The organism is Mesorhizobium calcicola (genome assembly GCF_042682105.1).
Taxonomy (GTDB): domain Bacteria; phylum Pseudomonadota; class Alphaproteobacteria; order Rhizobiales; family Rhizobiaceae; genus Mesorhizobium; species Mesorhizobium calcicola.
In genome coordinates this window covers 83,972-99,625 of the sequence record NZ_JBHUGY010000009.1, presented here as the reverse complement: position 1 = coordinate 99,625, position 15,654 = coordinate 83,972, and the positions used below count along the sequence as shown (strand labels likewise).

The following is a 15,654-nucleotide window of genomic DNA, read 5'->3' as shown; positions in this document are numbered from 1 at the left end:
CCGTCGCATGCTTTTGTGACTATGGTAGCAGATGACCGCTGTTTGGCGACAAAGGTTTGACGGCTTGCCAAGAATTATCGGAATTCGGCGACAGGACACCGCCCAACGAGGAGAAATGACCCATGACCGGCAAGATCACCGCGCTTGACCTCGCTTCGGGAGAGCTGAGCGAGGCGACAACAGCCTATTTCGCCAAATGCCAGGAAAAGCTCGGCCTCGTTCCCAACGTCCTGCGCGCCTACGCCTTCGACGACAAGAAGCTGCGCGCCTTCACCGACATGTACAACGACCTGATGCTGGGCGAGTCAGGCCTGACGAAGCTGGAACGCGAGATGATCGCGGTCGCCGTTTCCTCCATCAACCATTGCTATTATTGCCTGACCGCGCATGGCGCGGCGGTGCGCCAGCTGTCCGGCGACCCGGCGCTCGGCGAGATGATGGTGATGAATTTCCGCGCCGCCGACCTTTCGCCCAAGCAGACCGCAATGCTCGAATTCGCCGTCAAGTTGACCGAAGAGCCGGCGAAGATCGTCGAGGCCGATCGGGCCGCACTGCGCCAGGCCGGCTTCACCGACCGCGACATCTGGGACATTGCCTCGACCGCCGCCTTCTTCAACATGTCGAACCGGGTGGCGGCGGCGATCGACATGCGGCCGAACGACGAATACCACGCCATGGCGCGGTGAGGCTTGGCGGCTGGAACCCAACCGCGCCTTATATTAGCTGCTTCGCATTCTCGTTGCATGTTCGCCGGTTTGGTCCGATGATCGCCGGGCGGCGTGACCGCATGCCGGTTCGATGCCGCTGATCAAGGGAGGAGAACATGGCGAAGTTTCTCTACGTCTATCACGGCTCGGGCAAGATGCCGACCGAGGAGGCCGAACGGAAAGCGGCGATGGACGCCTGGACGGACTGGTACGGCAAACTCGGCTCGGCCGTGGTCGACGGCGGCAATCCGGTCGGCATGTCGAAGATGGTGCTGCCCGGCGGCAAGGTCGAGAACAATGGCGGCAGCAATCCAACCGCCGGCTATACAATCGTTGAAGCTACGGACATCGACGATGCCGTCGGCAAGGCCAAGGACTGCCCTATTCTGATGGACCCGGGTTTCAGCGTCGAGATCGCGCCGATCATTGAAATGATGTGACGCGGCGTTTGTTTAAGCACGAAGGTCTGCGGAGCAAGAAACGGTTCCCGCCTTTCGCTGACGCGGTCCTTCGGTTCGGGACTATGCTCTATTCACCGCGCCGCGATCGCCGCGGCGGCGCCGGCCATCGTCGTGGCGCTGACGCGGTTGGCGATCTTCATGGCGCGCTTGCTCTTCAACAGCTTGCGCGCCTGCGAGGCGGCCAGCACCCAGGCGAGATCGATGGCGACCAGCACCACGGCCATGGTCGCCGTCAGTTCGACCCAGCCGACGATGCTGACCGAAGCGAGGTCGATGATGGTCGGCAGCAGCGCCAGGTAGAACATCATGATCTTGGGGTTGCCGAGCGTCACCGCCATGCCGGCGAAGAACAGTTTCGCGGGCGAATCCTCGCGCGGCATCTCGCCCTCTTTCGCGTCGACCGGCGCGGTCCACATCTTGAAAGCAAGATAAGCGAGATAGGCGACGCCGATCCATTTCACGACGACGAAGGCGAAGTGAAAACTCTGCGCCACGACAGCCAGCCCGAACACCGCCAGCGACAGCCAGATGGCCTCGCCGATCCACATGGCGAGCAGGAACGGAAACACGTCGCGAAAGCCTTTCGAGATGACGCGGGCGACAAGCGCCGCGATCGACGGGCCGGGCGAACCAGCGGCAACGAACAAAGCGGCGGCGAAGATCAGCAGCGAGGCGAGGTGCATGGCAGTGCCTTTCAGCGATTGAGGGGCGGACGATATCCGATCGACATCGCCGCTTGCAATGTCTGCGTCGGCGGATCGCAGACCGGCTCGGCGTTCGACCATGCCCTTGACTGCCATGCCTGACTTGCGTCAGGTCGATCTTGCCGAGCAAGCGGGAGGAGACGTTTTCGTGGTTGGGCAAAGTTGGCACGCGGTCGTTCGACGGTTGTCCACGGTGGCGGTCCTGACAGCCAGCATTGCGCTGAGCGGAGCGCCCCTGGCCGTCGCCTCGTCGAGGAAGCCGCCGAAGTATGATCACGTCGTTGTCGTCATCATGGAGAACCACAGCTTCGAGCAGATTTCTCTGGCGGGACGAGCCGCCCCCTATTTGAACAAGCTGGCAAAGGGCGGCGCTCTGTTCGATCGATCCTACGGGGTTGCTCACCCCAGCCAACCCAACTACTTCGCGCTGTTCAGCGGCCTGACACAAGGCGTCCATGACGATGGCATGCATAGCTTTGCGGCGCCGAACCTGGCCGCTCGTCTTCGGTCTCACGGCAAGACGTTCGCGGGCTACGTCGAAGCCGGATCGCCGCGAAAACACAATCCCTGGGAATCGTTTGCGGACGCGAAGGGATTTGAGAAGCCTTTGGCCCACCTCCCTCGCGACTACGCGAAGCTACCATCCGTTAGTTTCGTGATCCCCAATCTCGAAAATGACATGCATGATGGCACGATAGAGGCGGCGGATGCCTGGTTGAAAACTTACCTTGGAGGCTACGCGGCTTGGTCGAAGAAAAACAACAGCCTTTTTATAGTGACGTTCGATGAAGACGACTACCATACAGAGAATCATATATTTACTGTATTCTATGGATTTGGAGTTGAACCAGGACGTTACTCCGAAAAGGTCGATCACTATTCCGTCTTGCGAACCATTGAAGACATCGAGAGCATACCCCCCTTGGGCACCAGCGTCATCAGAACGGTGATCGCAAGTGGCTGGAGCCGGCGGTAATTTCGCGTCGGACGTGCCGCAGGCACCGATCGCCCGCGTCGCCGCCAGTCCCTGCTCCCGTCGCCTCGACAATTGGCCGTCTCCAAACCAGTTGGGAGCCATCATTCGTTTGCCGCCCTTGCCGTCCTTGTTGGCTACGGCTAGAAGTTCCGCCCCGACACCATTTCGAGCGTCACTTTGCCTCAGTAACCGCCGGTCTCGTCAACTCCCCCGACACACTGCATGGCGCCGCATTCGCGGTGCCTGTTTCATGTTCATGTGTTCCTCTGGGCGGCGGTTCGAGACCGGTTTGGCACTGCTGAACCGCTGTCGCGCGCTTTCCGCCCGTGACGCCTGATTTCCGATCATACTAGCTGCCGCCACGCCGCGCCCACATGGGCATCTCGACATCGCCGGCCTGATGAACTTCCCGACGGGAAGGGCTTACTGGCATGTCCGGACTATCGCGTATCCGCTGGGCGATCGCGCCCACGACCACACCTCGACCGCTCATCAACTGCAATCGCTGCGGCACCGTGAAGGCCTATCGCTGCAGCGAAAAATTCCGCGTCAACGCCAACGGCAAGCGCATCGACGTCTGGCTGATCTATCGCTGCATCGACTGCGACAACTCCTGGAATTTCGGCATATTGGAGCGCTGCAACCGCCGCGACATCGAGCCGGCGCGGCTGGCGGCGCTCGAAAGCAACGATCCGGCGCTGGCGCGTCGACACGCTTTCGATGCCGTTGCGCTGCGCGGCCGGGTGGAGCGTGTCGAGGAGTTTCCCGACGTCGCCGTCGACAAGCAGAGGCTTGGCGACAGGAGGAAAAGCGCAACGGGATTGGAACTCCAACTCGGCCTCGAAATGCCGACATCGCTGCGGCTCGACCGCTTGCTCGCCAATGAACTCGGCATCTCGCGATCACGGCTTCAGGCGCTGGTAGAAAGGCGGCTGCTGGTCGTGGACCCGGACGGCGCCAAAACCCTGCGCAAGCCGGCCCGCGCCGGAACCACGATCCGCATCGACCTCGCTGGCGAAGCCGATCGGCAGGCCATCATTGCGGCTGCCGGCGGATGAATGAAGAAAGGGGCGGAGCACTGATGTACTCCGCCCCACGCAACTTGTTGGAAATAGAGAAGATTAAGCCGCGCCGACCGCCTTGGCCGACTTCTCGAAGCGCTTGCGCTCGTTGGGGTCGAGATAGAGCTTGCGCAGGCGGATGGTCTTCGGCGTCACCTCGACCAGCTCGTCGTCCTGGATCCAGGCCAGCGCGCGTTCCAGCGTCATGCGGATCGGCGGTGTCAGCTTCACCGCCTCGTCCTTGCCGGCGGCGCGGATGTTGGTCAGCTTCTTGCCCTTCAGCACGTTGACTTCGAGGTCATTGTCGCGGGAATGGATGCCGATGATCATGCCCTGATAGACCTTGACGCCGGGATCGATGACCATCGGGCCGCGGTCTTCCAGGTTCCACATGGCATAGGCCACCGATTCGCCCTGCTCGTTGGAGATCAGCACGCCATTGGTGCGGCCCGGCAATTCGCCCTTGTAGGGCTCGTAGGCATGGAACAGCCGGTTCATCACCGCGGTGCCGCGCGTGTCGGTCAACAGTTCCGACTGGTAGCCGATCAGGCCGCGCGTCGGCGCGTGGAAGACGATGCGCTGGCGGTTGCCGCCGGACGGGCGCAATTCGACCATCTCGGCCTTGCGCTCCGACATTTTCTGCACGACCACGCCGGCATGCTCCTCGTCGACGTCGATGACGACTTCCTCGACCGGCTCGAGCAATTCGCCGTTTTCGCCCTTCTGCATGACGACGCGCGGCCGCGACACGGCGATCTCGAAACCTTCGCGGCGCATCGTTTCGATCAGCACGGCCAGCTGCAATTCGCCGCGTCCGGAGACGAAGAACGAATCCTTGTCCGGCGATTCCTCGATCTTCAGCGCGACATTGCCTTCGGCCTCGCGCAGCAGGCGGTCGCGGATGACGCGGCTGGTCACCTTGTCGCCTTCGGTGCCGGCAAGCGGGCTGTCGTTGACCAGGAAGGACATGGTCACGGTCGGCGGATCGATCGGCTGCGCATGCAGCGGTTCGGTCACGGACGGGTCGCAGAACGTGTCGGCGACGGTGCCTTTCGACAGGCCGGCGATGGCGACGATATCACCCGCCTGGGCTTCCTCGATCGGCTGGCGCTCGAGGCCGCGGAAGGCGAGGATCTTGGAGATACGGCCGGTCTCGACCAGCGTGCCGTCATGGTGCAGCACCTTGACCGGCTGGTTGGACTTCAGCGTGCCGCTCTCGATGCGGCCGGTGATGATGCGGCCAAGGAACGGATTGGCTTCCAGGATGGTGCCGATCATGCGGAACGGACCGGGATGCACGGTCGGCGCCGGCACATGCTTGATGACGAGATCGAACAGCGGCGCCAGGCCCTGGTCCTTCGGGCCTTCCGGATTTTCCGAAACCCAGCCATCGCGGCCCGAGCCGTAGAGGATCGGGAAGTCGAGCTGCTCGTCGGTGGCGTCCAGCGCTGCAAACAGATCGAACACCTCGTTGACCACCTCGACATGGCGGGCGTCCGGACGGTCGATCTTGTTGATGACGACGATCGGCTTCAGGCCGACCTTGAGCGCCTTGCCGACGACGAACTTGGTCTGCGGCATCGGCCCTTCGGCGGCGTCGACCAGCACGATGGCCGAATCGACCATCGACAGGATGCGCTCGACCTCGCCGCCGAAATCGGCGTGGCCGGGGGTGTCGACGATGTTGATGCGGGTGTCCTTCCAGTCGACCGAGGTCGCCTTGGCCAGGATGGTGATGCCGCGTTCCTTTTCGAGGTCGTTGGAATCCATGGCGCGCTCGGCGACGCGCTGATTGTCGCGGAAGGAGCCGGATTGCCGGAGCAATTGGTCGACGAGGGTGGTCTTTCCATGGTCGACGTGCGCGATGATCGCGATATTACGAATTTTCATGTTCTGGTCTCGGAAGCGTTGCGGGCAGCAGGCCAAAAGGCGCTGCCTCTTTCGGTTGCGCGGCTCATACAGGGTTTTTCGCAGTTGCGAAAGAGGCGGCGCGACACCAAATACTCATCAAATCTTAAGCATCTGCGTGTGAGATGATTTTGTTAACCAAGGCGGGAACCTTTCGAGGCCCGGGCAGTTCGAACGTCATGACCGATAAACTCAACCGATTTTGGCCGCTCATCGCGTCCGCTGCCTTTGCCGTCCTGCTGGCGGCCAACGCCGCGCAGTCTGCCGCGACGCAGAAGGAAGCGCGGCCCGCCTTGCCGTCCGATGCGCCGTCCGCCGAGCAGGTTTTCGCCGACGCGCCAGACGGTGTCGACCCGATGGTGACCGGCCCGGTCAGCGCCGCCTTCAAGCAGAGGCAGGCCGCCGCCAACTGCGACACCGCCGTCTGGCCGAACATCCCGATGGTCTGCTACCCGGACTAAGGACCGGGCATCCGCGAAGCGGAGCGTGGGTCTCCCACGCCGGCGCGTCACCCCACCCCGTCTCGCCAGCTTCGCTTGCGAAGCCGCCTCGCCGACCCTCCCCACAAGGGGGAGGATGAAAGGCGCGCTTACGCCGACCGCACCGGGTCGAGCGTCACCTTGTAGAGCTCGTTGTCGTCGCGATCCATCAGCCGCACCGTCATCTGTTCGCTGGCGCCGTTGATATCGACCAGGCCGAAGAATTGCAGGCCGGCCGACGGCGGCAGGTTCTGGCCTTGCTCGGCGGTCGGCGCCTTGATGAACTTCAGCTCCGGACCAAAGGTCATGTCGAAATCGTTCGGGCCGAACGTGCCGGCATGGATCGGCCCCGAGACGAATTCCCAGAACGGGTTGAAATCCTGGAACTGCGCCTTGTCCGGATTGTAGTAGTGCGCGGCGGTGTAATGCACGTCGGCGGTCAGCCAGACGGTGTTGCTGATGCCGGCGTTCTTGATGAAGCGCAACAGGTCGGCGATCTCCAGCTCGCGTCCCTTGGCCGGGCCGTTGTCGCCGTTGCTGACCGCTTCTGCGCCGACCTTCTTGGCGCCATCGTCCCAGACGACGAGGCCGAGCGGCATGTCGGCGGCGATGATTTTCCAGGTCGCTTTCGAATTCGCCAGCTCGCGCTTCAGCCATTTCGTCTGCTGTTCGCCGAGCATGCGCGACTGCGGCGTCATCTCATCCTGCATGTCCGGACCGTTGGGGCCGCGATAGGACCGCATGTCGAGGAAGAACACGTCGAGCAGCGGCCCGTAGGCAATCTTGCGATAGACGCGGCCGGGCTCCGACGGTTCGTAGCGGATCGTCGTCATTTCATGGAAGGCGCGCGCCGCGCGTGCCGCCAGCACGTGGATGGATTTCTCCGTGTAGCGGTTGTCGGCGCTGAGATTCTTCGAATCCGACCAGTTGTTGAGCACTTCGTGGTCATCCCACTGGTAGAAGGTCGGGCAGATGGCGCTCAGGCCGAGCACGTTCCTGTCCATCATGTTGTATTTCCACTGGTCGCGGTATTCGTCCAGCGTCTCGGCGACCTTGCGCTTGCCGTCGATCAGCACGACGTTCTTCCACTTGCCGCCGCCGGGCAGGTCGACTTCGTCCTTCATGACGCCGTCGGCATAGATGGTGTCGCCGGAATGCAGGAAGAAGTCGGGCGTGTGCTTGCCGATCGTGGCATAGGTCTTCATGCCGGTCTCGTCGATGCCCCAGCCCTGGCCGGCGGTGTCGCCCGACCAGGCGAACTTGATGTCGCGCCTGGAAGCGGGCGCCGTCCTGAACCGGCCGACGATCGGCTCGGAGACGGTGTTGATGTCGGCGAGATCGGCTGCCGTCATGCGGTAGAAGATGTCCTGGTCGGACGCGAGGTCGGTGAGCAGCCGCTTGACCGTGTAGTCGCTGGCCGGCGAGGTATCGAGCGGCGCCAGGCGGACGGCATCAGTGAAATTCTCCGTCGACGACACTTCGAACATGACGCGCGACGGACGATCGGTACGCGTCCACACCATGCCGCTGGTGGCGTCGACATCGCCTGACTGGACACCATGGGTAAAGGCCGGGCGCTGGTTGGCGCGCGAATAATATGGCAGCGCCAGGCTGGAGACGCCGACCAGGCCAACGGCGCTGGCGGAGGTGACGAAAGCACGGCGGGTCATCGAGAGCTTGTTCATGGCTGTCTCCTGGATGGCTTGAAAGGTGCCACCAAAGTCCAGCCTCAATGTTTCAGGCGCATTTCGAAACCATGAAGGTTTTCTGACGATCAACAGGCGTGTCGACAGTTCGCGCGGACGGCGAAGCACCGATCCCCCCCACGAGGGGGAGATCGGCAGTTTGGCCGACGGCGCCTCTCTCCTGTGACGGCAGCGATTAAGCCGCTTGCGGCTCCGGTTCGAACGCCGGCCGGCTGGTGTTGATCAGAAGCGAGATACAGGCGGCGGCGATCGCCGTCATGCCGGCGATCAGGAAGGCCAGCTCGTAGTTGCCCTGCAGTTCGCGCATGGTGCCACCGAAGGCAGCCGCGGTGGCCGCACCGATCTGGTGGCCGGCGACGATCCAGCCAAACACAATCGGGCCGCTGCGGTCGCCGAATGCCTCGTTGGCAAGCCTCAGCGTCGGCGGCACGGTGGCGATCCAGTCGAGGCCGTAGAGCACGGCAAAGATGATCAGGCTGGTCGCCGAGAAGCCGGAATAGGGCAGGTAGATCAGCGACAGGCCACGGATGCCGTAGTAGACGCCGAGCAGCTTGCGCGGGTCGAAGCGGTCGGTGAGCCAGCCCGACAATGTCGTGCCGATCAGGTCGAAAATGCCCATCATCGACAGCAGGCCAGCGGCCTGCACCTCGCCGATGCCCATGTCGCCGCAGAAGGCGATCAGATGCGTGCCGACCAGCCCGTTGGTGGTGAAGCCGCAGACGAAGAAGGTGGCGAACAGGTACCAGAACACGCGCGTGCCGGCGGCACGGCGCAGCGTCGAGAACGTGTGGGCGAGGAAATTGCCCTGTGATGCGGGCGGCATTGGCGGCACGTCGTCGGCTTCGGCGCCATAGCGCACCATGCCGATCGAAGCCGGCCGCTCCGGCACCAGCAGCCAGACCAGCGGTATCAGGGCCGCGGTGGCGATCGCGACCGCAATGACGACCGGCTGCCAGCCGCCCGACTGCGCCAGCGCGGCGATCAGCGGCAGGAACACCAGCATGCCGGAGGCACTGGAGGCCGACATCAATCCCATGACAAGGCCGCGATTGGTCTTGAACCAGCGGTTGACGATGGTGGCGCCGAGCACGCTGGCGACAGCGCCCGAACCAATGCCCGAGAACACGCCCCAGGTGATGAACAGGTGCCAGGGCTTGGTCATCAGCAGGCTGAGCGCGGTCGAGCCCGACATCACCACCAGCGAGGCAAGCAGCGTGCGGCGCAGCCCGATCCGCTCCATCAGGGCGGCGGCGAACGGCCCGGTGAGACCGTAGAGCAGGATGCCGACACCGGCGGCCAGCGAGATGACGTCGCGCCGCCAGCCAAAACTGTTCTCCAGCGGCAGCATCATGACGGCGGGGGCGGACCGCAGGCCGGCCGCGACCAGCAGGCAGAGGAAGATGACACCAACCACGACGAAAGCGTAGCGCTGGCCAAACGGACGGGATTGAGCTATCATGTTACTGACCGGTACGTTGCAGACGGGAGAAGGTATACGTACCGATCGGTAACATTGTCAATCGAGTTTCAAGATGCCAACGGACAAAAATATTGAAGTGACCATCAGCGACGGTCATGCATCGGCGCCGCCGAAGGCCGCCAAGAAAATCCTCGATGTGGCCTACGAGCTGTTCTACCGGCGCGGCATCAGGGCGATCGGCGTCGACGAGATCGTCAAACGCGCCGGTGTCACCAAGCCCAGCCTCTACCGCAGCTTCCCCTCCAAGGATGAACTGGCCGCCTCCTATCTCAGGCAATACGACCTTGAGTACTGGGAGCGCTTCGATGAGGCGGTCGCCGCTCACCCCGGCGACCCGCGCGCGCAGATCAAGGCTTTCCTGACCCGCATCGGCAAGCGCACGCAAGTGGCGGACTATCGCGGCTGCGGCATGACCAATGCCGCGGTCGAGTACCCCGAACACAGCCATCCGGCCCGCATGGTCAGCGAGACCAACAAGCAGGAACTGCGCCGGCGGCTGCGCGCCATGGCGGTTGCCATGGGCGCGCAAGACCCCGACACGCTGGGCGACGGCCTGCTGCTCCTGATCGAAGGCGCCTATATCAGCGGCCAGCTGTTCGGGCTCGCCGGCCCGGCGCAATCGGTTGCCCGCAATGCCGACCTGCTAATCGAAGCGAGCTTGAAGAAATAGCGTTTGGCGCTACGCTGCGGTGGCTTGCAACGAGATCGTCCGCCATGCGTGCCATTCTGATCCCGCTCGCCCTTGCCGGCCTTTGTCACGCGGCCCGTGCCGACGGCATCTCAAGCGCCTACACCGATCTCGACTGGAAGAAGGACTGCGTCACCTACGCGCAGGCCGGGGAAGGCGACGGCGACTGGGCCGATCTCGCCTGTTCGGGCTATCGCGGCTATCCCGTGCTGATCGCCTATGACGATGCCCGTGAATCGCTGTTCTATGGGTTTCCGCCCGGCAGCGACATGACATCGGTCTGGGAAAGTTTTTCCGGCTTCAATTCGTCCGGAGCCAAGATCGAATGGCGCGTCGAGACCAAGGGCGACAAGGCTGTGCCCTTTGCCGTGATCCACCGCCGCTCGATCAGCACTCCCGAGGATCAGAACAAGCCGACCGAGGTGCTGCTCGTCGCCAAGGTCGGCCAGATGGACGCCCGCGACGGCTGCACGATCGGCCTTGTGCTGGCCACCGGCAATCCCGCCGCCAACGATCAGGCGCGCAAGCTGGCTGACGAGAAAGCGCGGACGTTCGCCTGCGGCAAGGACAAGCACACCGTCATCGGCAACGTGCCGGCTTTCGGCCGGGTCGATAATTAAGCGCGCGTCGCGATAGAACGACCTCGGACGAAGCGTTGCCCAGGCATCGCCGTCGGCGCCGCCCCTCATTGCCCTGCCGGGCATTTCTCCCCGTATAGTGACGGGGAGAAAGATGCCGTCATCGCGGCTTTCGCCAGTCACATACGTTGCAGGAAATGGAGCCAACGCTGCGACTACCCCCTTCTCCCCGTCACCATACGGGGAGAAGGTGCCGGCAGGCGGATGAGGGGCGGCGCTACGCCTGGTGGGTTCGCTCGCAAACTCCGGACGGCGGCCTACTTGCTCGCCTTGGCCCGCGCGATCGCGTCGACGATCATCTTCTTGGCGTATGCGGCATCGTGCCAGCCTTCGATCTTGACCCATTTGCCGGGCTCGAGATCCTTGTAATGCTCGAAGAAGTGCTGCACCTGCTGGCGCGTGATGTCGGGCAGCTGGGTGTATTCGGTGACGTTCTCGTAGCGCAGCGTCAGCTTCGGCGACGGCACGGCGATGATCTTCTCGTCCTGGCCGGCATTGTCTTCCATGATCAGCACGCCGATCGGCCTGACATTGATGACGCAGCCCGGCACCAGCGCGCGCGTGTTGCAGACCAGCACGTCGATCGGATCGCCGTCGCCCGACAGCGTGTGCGGCACGAAGCCGTAATTGCCGGGGTACCGCATCGAGGTGTGCAGGAAGCGGTCGACAAACAGCGTGCCGGCCTCCTTATCCATCTCGTACTTGATCGGCTCGCCGCCGATCGGCACCTCGATGATGACGTTGATGTCCTCAGGCGGATTCTTTCCGCTGGCTATGGCTTCAATGCGCATGGCTTGTCCCTCTTATCGATGAAAGACCGATAGCGGGCGCCGCGGCGCGGCGCAATGCGGCGAATGGTGCTGGGGCTTGGGGAGAAGATGGGCCGAACGTCACTCCCAGACGAAAGCGACCTTCTTCAGCGCCTTCTGCTCGAAGATTTCGACACCCTCGGCAACATCGCGGCCGCCGGCGCCGGCATAGAAGGCGAGCGCTTTCTGGTTGTCTTCCAGCGCCCACACCACCATGCCCTTCAGCCCGTGATCGGCCAGGCGCGCCCTGGCTGCCGCGAACAAACGGCTGCCGAGCCCGATGCCCTGATATTCCGGGCGCATGTACAATTCGTAGATTTCGCCTTGCTGCTTGAGTTCCCGGGCGCGGTTCTTGCCGATCGTCGCATAGCCGGCGATTTTGCCGCCGATCTCGACGACCAGAACGGTCGCAGCGCGGCGGATGGCATTGGCCCACCAGTCGGCGCCGCGGCGGTTGATCATCGATGTCAGCGTGCGATGCGGAATGATGCCGGAATAGGCGCCGCGCCAGGCCTGCAGGTGCACCTCGGCGATGGCGCCAGCGTCTCTCGGTTCGGCCTTTCGGATGTCGATCGTCAGCGTATTCATGATTTGTTAACCATAAACCCGCATTGCCCGATTGCAAGAGTCAGCGCGGCTCGCCGACCGCTTTCTCACAGGCGATCATCGCGTCAGCGACGTGGCTTCGACACCGTCTGGAAAGGCTCAGATCTCGACGAGATGGTCGTCGAGCTCGTTGGTGTCGCCGGATGTGACCGGGAAATGCTCGGCCAGCACCGCCCCCACCGATTCGATCGCCTTGACGAAGCCATCGGCAAGCCGGTCGTCGCCGGCATGCGCGGTCAAGTCGCGGACGACACCGTCCCAGACATGCTGGCCGACCTTGGCATCGATGCCCGAATCGGCGACCACCTCGGCATAGCGTTCGGCAATCGAGACGAAGACCAGCACGCCGGTGCGCGCCGTGGTGCGGTGGACGTTGCGGGCAAGGAACTGCTTGATCGCATTGGCGTGCGCCGCCTCATAGCGCAGCCGGCTCGGCACCAGATGGATGCGCAGTCCGGGCAGCGCCAACAACAGGGTCAGCACGCTGGCCAGCGCCAGCAGCTGGGCGATGACGAAATGCGGCAGCCGGATCGACAACCACCAGGCTTCCAGCCCATAGCCGACAGCGAGACTGACGATCAGCATGGCTGCTGTCGCCATGAAGGCTGCCGGGAAGAAATAGCCGTCGCTGGCATGCGCCACCACGCAATAGATCTCGCCATCGGTCCTGGCTTCGGCGGCGCGGATCGCCGTGGCGATGCGCTCATGGTCCTGCGGGCTGATCGGTCGTGTCGCCATGATCTTGTCTCACCAGCTTCCAGAAGAACCGCCACCACCGGACGAACCGCCGCCGCCGGAAAACCCGCCGCCGCTGCTTGAACCCGACGACCAGCCGCTGCTCGAACTTCCCGACGACCAGCCGCTGCCCGACGACGAACCCGTTGTCCATCTGGTGCCAGAGGATCCGCTCGGTCCGCGGCCGTAACGAAATGTCATGCCCAGCCATTTGTACACGCCCGGCGACAGCTTTGTGCCGAACATCGGCGGCAGGAACGCCATCGCCATCCCGCCGAAGAACATCGTGCCCCACAGGATCAGGAACACCGCGACGATGGGGTCGATGGGAGTGCTGTTATGGGCGGGATTGCGCTGGCCGCGCGCTTCCAGCTCCTCCGGATTGCCTTCCAGCACCATGACCATGTCGTCGACGGCCTTGCTGATGCCGCCGGCGAAATCGCCGGCACGGAACGCCGGCACCATGTCGTTTTCGATGATCAGCCTGGTGTGCAGGTCGGTCAGCGTGCCTTCCAGCCCATAGCCGACCTCGATGCGCATCTTGTGGTCGTCCTTGGCCACCAGCAGCAGCACGCCGTTGTTTTCTTTCGCCTGGCCGAGTTTCCAGAAGCGGAACAGCCGGTTGGCATAGGGCTCGATCTCCTCGCCGTCGAGGCTATTGATGGTCGCGACGACGATCTGGTCGGAGCCCTTGGTCTCGAAAGCAGCGAGTTTTTGCGTCAGCGCCGCCCTGGTGGCGGGGTCGATGATGCCGGCATTGTCGACGACACGCCCGGTCAGCGCCGGCAGCTCGGCGGCGAAAGCCGTGAAGCAGGAAACCAGCACGGCAGCCAAGACGATCAAGGCCGCGCCGATCGCCGTTGCCGGGCGGCGGGATGTCGACGGATCGATGCCGCGTGTTGCCATCACCAGCTTCCCGAAGAGCCGCCACCGCCGGACGAGCCGCCACCGCCGGAAAAGCCACCGCCGCCGCCGCCCGATGACCAGCCGCCACCCGAACTTCCCGACGACCAGCCGCCACCAGACGACCGCCGGTGTGGCTCGAAAGTCATGCCGAGCCAGCGATAACGGCCGGGACCAAGCTTCCGGCCGAAGATCGGCGGCAGGACGGAGACCGCGATGCTGCCGAAGAAGATGATCGCCCAGATGCCGATGAAGACGGCGAAGAACAAGTTGTCGGAATCGAAGGGCGCCTGCTGGTTGCGCTCGCCCCGCGCCACCAGCTCCTCCGGATTGCCTTCCAGCACCATGACCATGTCGTCGACGGCCTTGCTGATGCCGCCGGCGAAATCGCCGGCACGGAACGCCGGCACCATGTCGTTTTCGATGATCAGCCTGGTGTGCAGGTCGGTCAGCGTGCCTTCCAGCCCATAGCCGACCTCGATGCGCATCTTGTGGTCGTCCTTGGCCACCAGCAGCAGCACGCCGTTGTTTTCTTTCGCCTGGCCGAGTTTCCAGAAGCGGAACAGCCGGTTGGCGTAAGGTTCGATCTCCTCGCCGTCGAGGCTGGGAATCGTCGCGACGACAATCTGGTCGGAACCCTTTTTCTCGAAATCGGCGAGCTTCTGCGTCAGCGCCGCTTTGGTCACGGCATCGATGATGCCGGCATTGTCGACGACACGGCCGGTCAGGGCGGGCAGCTCGGCGGCGAGGGCGGTGAGCGGGAGGAGGAAGATTAGAAATAACGCTAGGAGTGCCAGGTTGGTGTTTCTTCCCACCCCCCTCTGGCCTGCCGGCCATCTTCCCCGCAAGGGGGGAGATTGGCTGTCATCACTGACAGCTCCCGTTTTGCAATGCTGAAGATTAGCCAATCCGCCAAAGCTGCCGATCTCCCCCCTTGCGGGGAAGATGGCCGGCAGGCCAGAGGGGGGTGGGACGGAGCTCAAGGCCGACAAGGACCAAGATCACCAGGCGCTCTTCACCCGCCCTGCTTGGTGCCGAAATCGACCTTCGGCGTCTGCAGCTTGTCATCCTCGATGGTGAAGTTGGCGAAGGGCTGGTTGCTGCGGAACCAGAAGGTTGCCCACAGCACCGAGGGGAAGGTCCTCAGCGTCAGATTGTAGTCCTTGACCGCCTGGATGTAGTCGCGCCGTGCCACCGCGATGCGGTTTTCGGTGCCTTCGAGCTGCGCCTGCAGCGCCAGGAAGTTCTGGTTGGCCTTGAGATCGGGATAGGCTTCCGATACCGCGATCAGCCGCGACAGCGCGCTGGTCAGCCCTGCCTGGGCATCCTGGAACTTCTTGAGGGCTTCGGGATCCTTCAGCGTTTCTGGCGTCACCGTTATCTGCGTTGCCTTGGCGCGCGCTTCGACCACCGCGTCGAGCGTGTCCTTTTCATGCGAGGCGTAGCCCTTGACCGTCTCGACCAGGTTGGGGATGAGGTCGGCGCGGCGCTGATACTGGTTCAGCACCTCGCTCCATGCCGCCTTGGCGTTTTCCTCCGCCGTCGGGATGGTGTTGTAGCCGCAGCCGGCAAGCAGCGGCAGCACGATAGCCATCATCAGGAAGGCGGGCAGCGTGCGGAACATGGATGGTGAAGCAAGGCGCTGGGCAGACATGATGGGATCCCTCGGTCGAAGTTGCATGCGAAGCATTACCACAATCAACGCGCAAGAAAACGGCCCCGGTCGGCGGGGCTTGCCTGGCACGCTCCGTGCCGTTGCAAGGCCCTGTGATTGGCCGCGCGAACGCGATAAG

At 63.4% G+C, this 15,654-nt stretch carries 17 protein-coding genes; 7 read left to right on the top strand and 10 right to left on the bottom strand.

Annotated features, from left to right (window positions below; translation table 11 throughout):
- The first annotated feature begins 122 nt into the window (after positions 1-122).
- Positions 123-686: a peroxidase-related enzyme gene (locus ACFSQT_RS05325; RefSeq protein ID WP_379017312.1), complete on the top strand. Its 564-nt coding sequence runs from the start codon at positions 123-125 to the stop codon at positions 684-686.
- Between the two features lie 137 nt (positions 687-823).
- A complete protein-coding gene (locus ACFSQT_RS05320; protein WP_379017311.1) occupies positions 824-1,147 on the top strand; it encodes a YciI family protein in 324 nt (107 codons plus the stop codon).
- A gap of 92 nt (positions 1,148-1,239) precedes the next feature.
- On the opposite strand, the gene ACFSQT_RS05315 is transcribed toward ACFSQT_RS05320, so the two are convergent.
- The gene (locus ACFSQT_RS05315; RefSeq protein WP_379017357.1) at positions 1,240-1,851 is read right to left on the bottom strand and encodes a LysE family translocator; all 612 of its coding nucleotides are present in this window, start codon (positions 1,849-1,851) and stop codon (positions 1,240-1,242) included.
- Positions 1,852-1,951: 100 nt separating this feature from the next.
- Here ACFSQT_RS05315 and ACFSQT_RS05310 point away from each other — a divergent pair, with 100 nt between their 5' ends.
- Positions 1,952-2,848, top strand: a complete 897-nt coding sequence (locus ACFSQT_RS05310) for an alkaline phosphatase family protein (protein WP_379017310.1) — start codon at positions 1,952-1,954, stop codon at positions 2,846-2,848.
- Between the two features lie 431 nt (positions 2,849-3,279).
- Positions 3,280-3,906, top strand: coding sequence for a DUF1062 domain-containing protein (locus ACFSQT_RS05305; protein ID WP_379017309.1), 627 nt, complete (start codon positions 3,280-3,282; stop codon positions 3,904-3,906).
- Between the two features lie 63 nt (positions 3,907-3,969).
- Here the strand turns inward: ACFSQT_RS05305 and typA are convergent, their stop codons facing one another.
- Positions 3,970-5,799 (bottom strand): translational GTPase TypA, encoded by a 1,830-nt coding sequence (gene typA, locus ACFSQT_RS05300; RefSeq protein WP_379017308.1) that lies wholly within the window; start codon positions 5,797-5,799, stop codon positions 3,970-3,972.
- A gap of 197 nt (positions 5,800-5,996) precedes the next feature.
- On the opposite strand from typA, the gene ACFSQT_RS05295 reads away from it, so the two are divergent.
- Complete coding sequence (locus ACFSQT_RS05295) at positions 5,997-6,278, top strand: hypothetical protein (RefSeq protein WP_379017307.1); 282 nt, start codon at positions 5,997-5,999, stop codon at positions 6,276-6,278.
- A gap of 128 nt (positions 6,279-6,406) precedes the next feature.
- Here the strand turns inward: ACFSQT_RS05295 and ACFSQT_RS05290 are convergent, their stop codons facing one another.
- Both ACFSQT_RS05290 and ACFSQT_RS05285 read right to left on the bottom strand, forming a co-directional pair.
- On the bottom strand, positions 6,407-7,981 hold the full coding sequence (locus ACFSQT_RS05290; protein ID WP_379017305.1) for an alkaline phosphatase D family protein: 1,575 nt from the start codon (positions 7,979-7,981) through the stop codon (positions 6,407-6,409).
- Between the two features lie 196 nt (positions 7,982-8,177).
- Positions 8,178-9,461, bottom strand: coding sequence for an MFS transporter (locus ACFSQT_RS05285; protein ID WP_379017303.1), 1,284 nt, complete (start codon positions 9,459-9,461; stop codon positions 8,178-8,180).
- A 73-nt stretch (positions 9,462-9,534) separates the two neighbouring features.
- Here ACFSQT_RS05285 and ACFSQT_RS05280 point away from each other — a divergent pair, with 73 nt between their 5' ends.
- Together ACFSQT_RS05280 and ACFSQT_RS05275 are read left to right on the top strand one after the other, a co-directional pair.
- Positions 9,535-10,152, top strand: coding sequence for a TetR/AcrR family transcriptional regulator (locus tag ACFSQT_RS05280; protein WP_379017301.1), 618 nt, complete (start codon positions 9,535-9,537; stop codon positions 10,150-10,152).
- A gap of 44 nt (positions 10,153-10,196) precedes the next feature.
- Positions 10,197-10,790: a hypothetical protein gene (locus ACFSQT_RS05275; RefSeq protein WP_379017299.1), complete on the top strand. Its 594-nt coding sequence runs from the start codon at positions 10,197-10,199 to the stop codon at positions 10,788-10,790.
- Between the two features lie 275 nt (positions 10,791-11,065).
- On the opposite strand, the gene ppa is transcribed toward ACFSQT_RS05275, so the two are convergent.
- The 6 genes from ppa to ACFSQT_RS05245 form a co-directional block, all read right to left on the bottom strand.
- Entirely contained in the window at positions 11,066-11,599 is a 534-nt protein-coding gene (gene ppa, locus ACFSQT_RS05270; RefSeq protein WP_379017298.1) for an inorganic diphosphatase, read from the bottom strand.
- Positions 11,600-11,698: 99 nt separating this feature from the next.
- Entirely contained in the window at positions 11,699-12,205 is a 507-nt protein-coding gene (locus ACFSQT_RS05265) for a GNAT family N-acetyltransferase (RefSeq protein WP_379017297.1), read from the bottom strand.
- A gap of 117 nt (positions 12,206-12,322) precedes the next feature.
- Entirely contained in the window at positions 12,323-12,961 is a 639-nt protein-coding gene (locus ACFSQT_RS05260; RefSeq protein WP_379017296.1) for a TPM domain-containing protein, read from the bottom strand.
- A 9-nt stretch (positions 12,962-12,970) separates the two neighbouring features.
- The gene (locus tag ACFSQT_RS05255; RefSeq protein WP_379017295.1) at positions 12,971-13,864 is read right to left on the bottom strand and encodes a TPM domain-containing protein; all 894 of its coding nucleotides are present in this window, start codon (positions 13,862-13,864) and stop codon (positions 12,971-12,973) included.
- Positions 13,864-14,676, bottom strand: coding sequence for a TPM domain-containing protein (locus ACFSQT_RS05250; RefSeq protein ID WP_379017294.1), 813 nt, complete (start codon positions 14,674-14,676; stop codon positions 13,864-13,866). The genes ACFSQT_RS05255 and ACFSQT_RS05250 overlap by 1 nt, the downstream gene beginning before the upstream one ends.
- Before the next feature lie 200 nt (positions 14,677-14,876).
- Positions 14,877-15,515 (bottom strand): LemA family protein, encoded by a 639-nt coding sequence (locus ACFSQT_RS05245; protein WP_379017293.1) that lies wholly within the window; start codon positions 15,513-15,515, stop codon positions 14,877-14,879.
- Between the last annotated feature and the right edge of the window lie 139 nt (positions 15,516-15,654).

What these genes read in the sequence shown, in the direction of transcription:
- ACFSQT_RS05325 (WP_379017312.1), top strand. Translation starts at nt 123, where the DNA reads ATGACCGGCAAGATCACCGCGCTTGACCTCGCTTCGGGAGAGCTGAGC.
- ACFSQT_RS05320 (WP_379017311.1), top strand. Translation starts at nt 824, where the DNA reads ATGGCGAAGTTTCTCTACGTCTATCACGGCTCGGGCAAGATGCCGACC.
- ACFSQT_RS05315 (WP_379017357.1), bottom strand. Translation starts at nt 1,851, where the DNA reads ATGCACCTCGCCTCGCTGCTGATCTTCGCCGCCGCTTTGTTCGTTGCC.
- ACFSQT_RS05310 (WP_379017310.1), top strand. Translation starts at nt 1,952, where the DNA reads ATGCCCTTGACTGCCATGCCTGACTTGCGTCAGGTCGATCTTGCCGAG.
- ACFSQT_RS05305 (WP_379017309.1), top strand. Translation starts at nt 3,280, where the DNA reads ATGTCCGGACTATCGCGTATCCGCTGGGCGATCGCGCCCACGACCACA.
- typA (WP_379017308.1), bottom strand. Translation starts at nt 5,799, where the DNA reads ATGAAAATTCGTAATATCGCGATCATCGCGCACGTCGACCATGGAAAG.
- ACFSQT_RS05295 (WP_379017307.1), top strand. Translation starts at nt 5,997, where the DNA reads ATGACCGATAAACTCAACCGATTTTGGCCGCTCATCGCGTCCGCTGCC.
- ACFSQT_RS05290 (WP_379017305.1), bottom strand. Translation starts at nt 7,981, where the DNA reads ATGAACAAGCTCTCGATGACCCGCCGTGCTTTCGTCACCTCCGCCAGC.
- ACFSQT_RS05285 (WP_379017303.1), bottom strand. Translation starts at nt 9,461, where the DNA reads ATGATAGCTCAATCCCGTCCGTTTGGCCAGCGCTACGCTTTCGTCGTG.
- ACFSQT_RS05280 (WP_379017301.1), top strand. Translation starts at nt 9,535, where the DNA reads ATGCCAACGGACAAAAATATTGAAGTGACCATCAGCGACGGTCATGCA.
- ACFSQT_RS05275 (WP_379017299.1), top strand. Translation starts at nt 10,197, where the DNA reads ATGCGTGCCATTCTGATCCCGCTCGCCCTTGCCGGCCTTTGTCACGCG.
- ppa (WP_379017298.1), bottom strand. Translation starts at nt 11,599, where the DNA reads ATGCGCATTGAAGCCATAGCCAGCGGAAAGAATCCGCCTGAGGACATC.
- ACFSQT_RS05265 (WP_379017297.1), bottom strand. Translation starts at nt 12,205, where the DNA reads ATGAATACGCTGACGATCGACATCCGAAAGGCCGAACCGAGAGACGCT.
- ACFSQT_RS05260 (WP_379017296.1), bottom strand. Translation starts at nt 12,961, where the DNA reads ATGGCGACACGACCGATCAGCCCGCAGGACCATGAGCGCATCGCCACG.
- ACFSQT_RS05255 (WP_379017295.1), bottom strand. Translation starts at nt 13,864, where the DNA reads ATGGCAACACGCGGCATCGATCCGTCGACATCCCGCCGCCCGGCAACG.
- ACFSQT_RS05245 (WP_379017293.1), bottom strand. Translation starts at nt 15,515, where the DNA reads ATGTCTGCCCAGCGCCTTGCTTCACCATCCATGTTCCGCACGCTGCCC.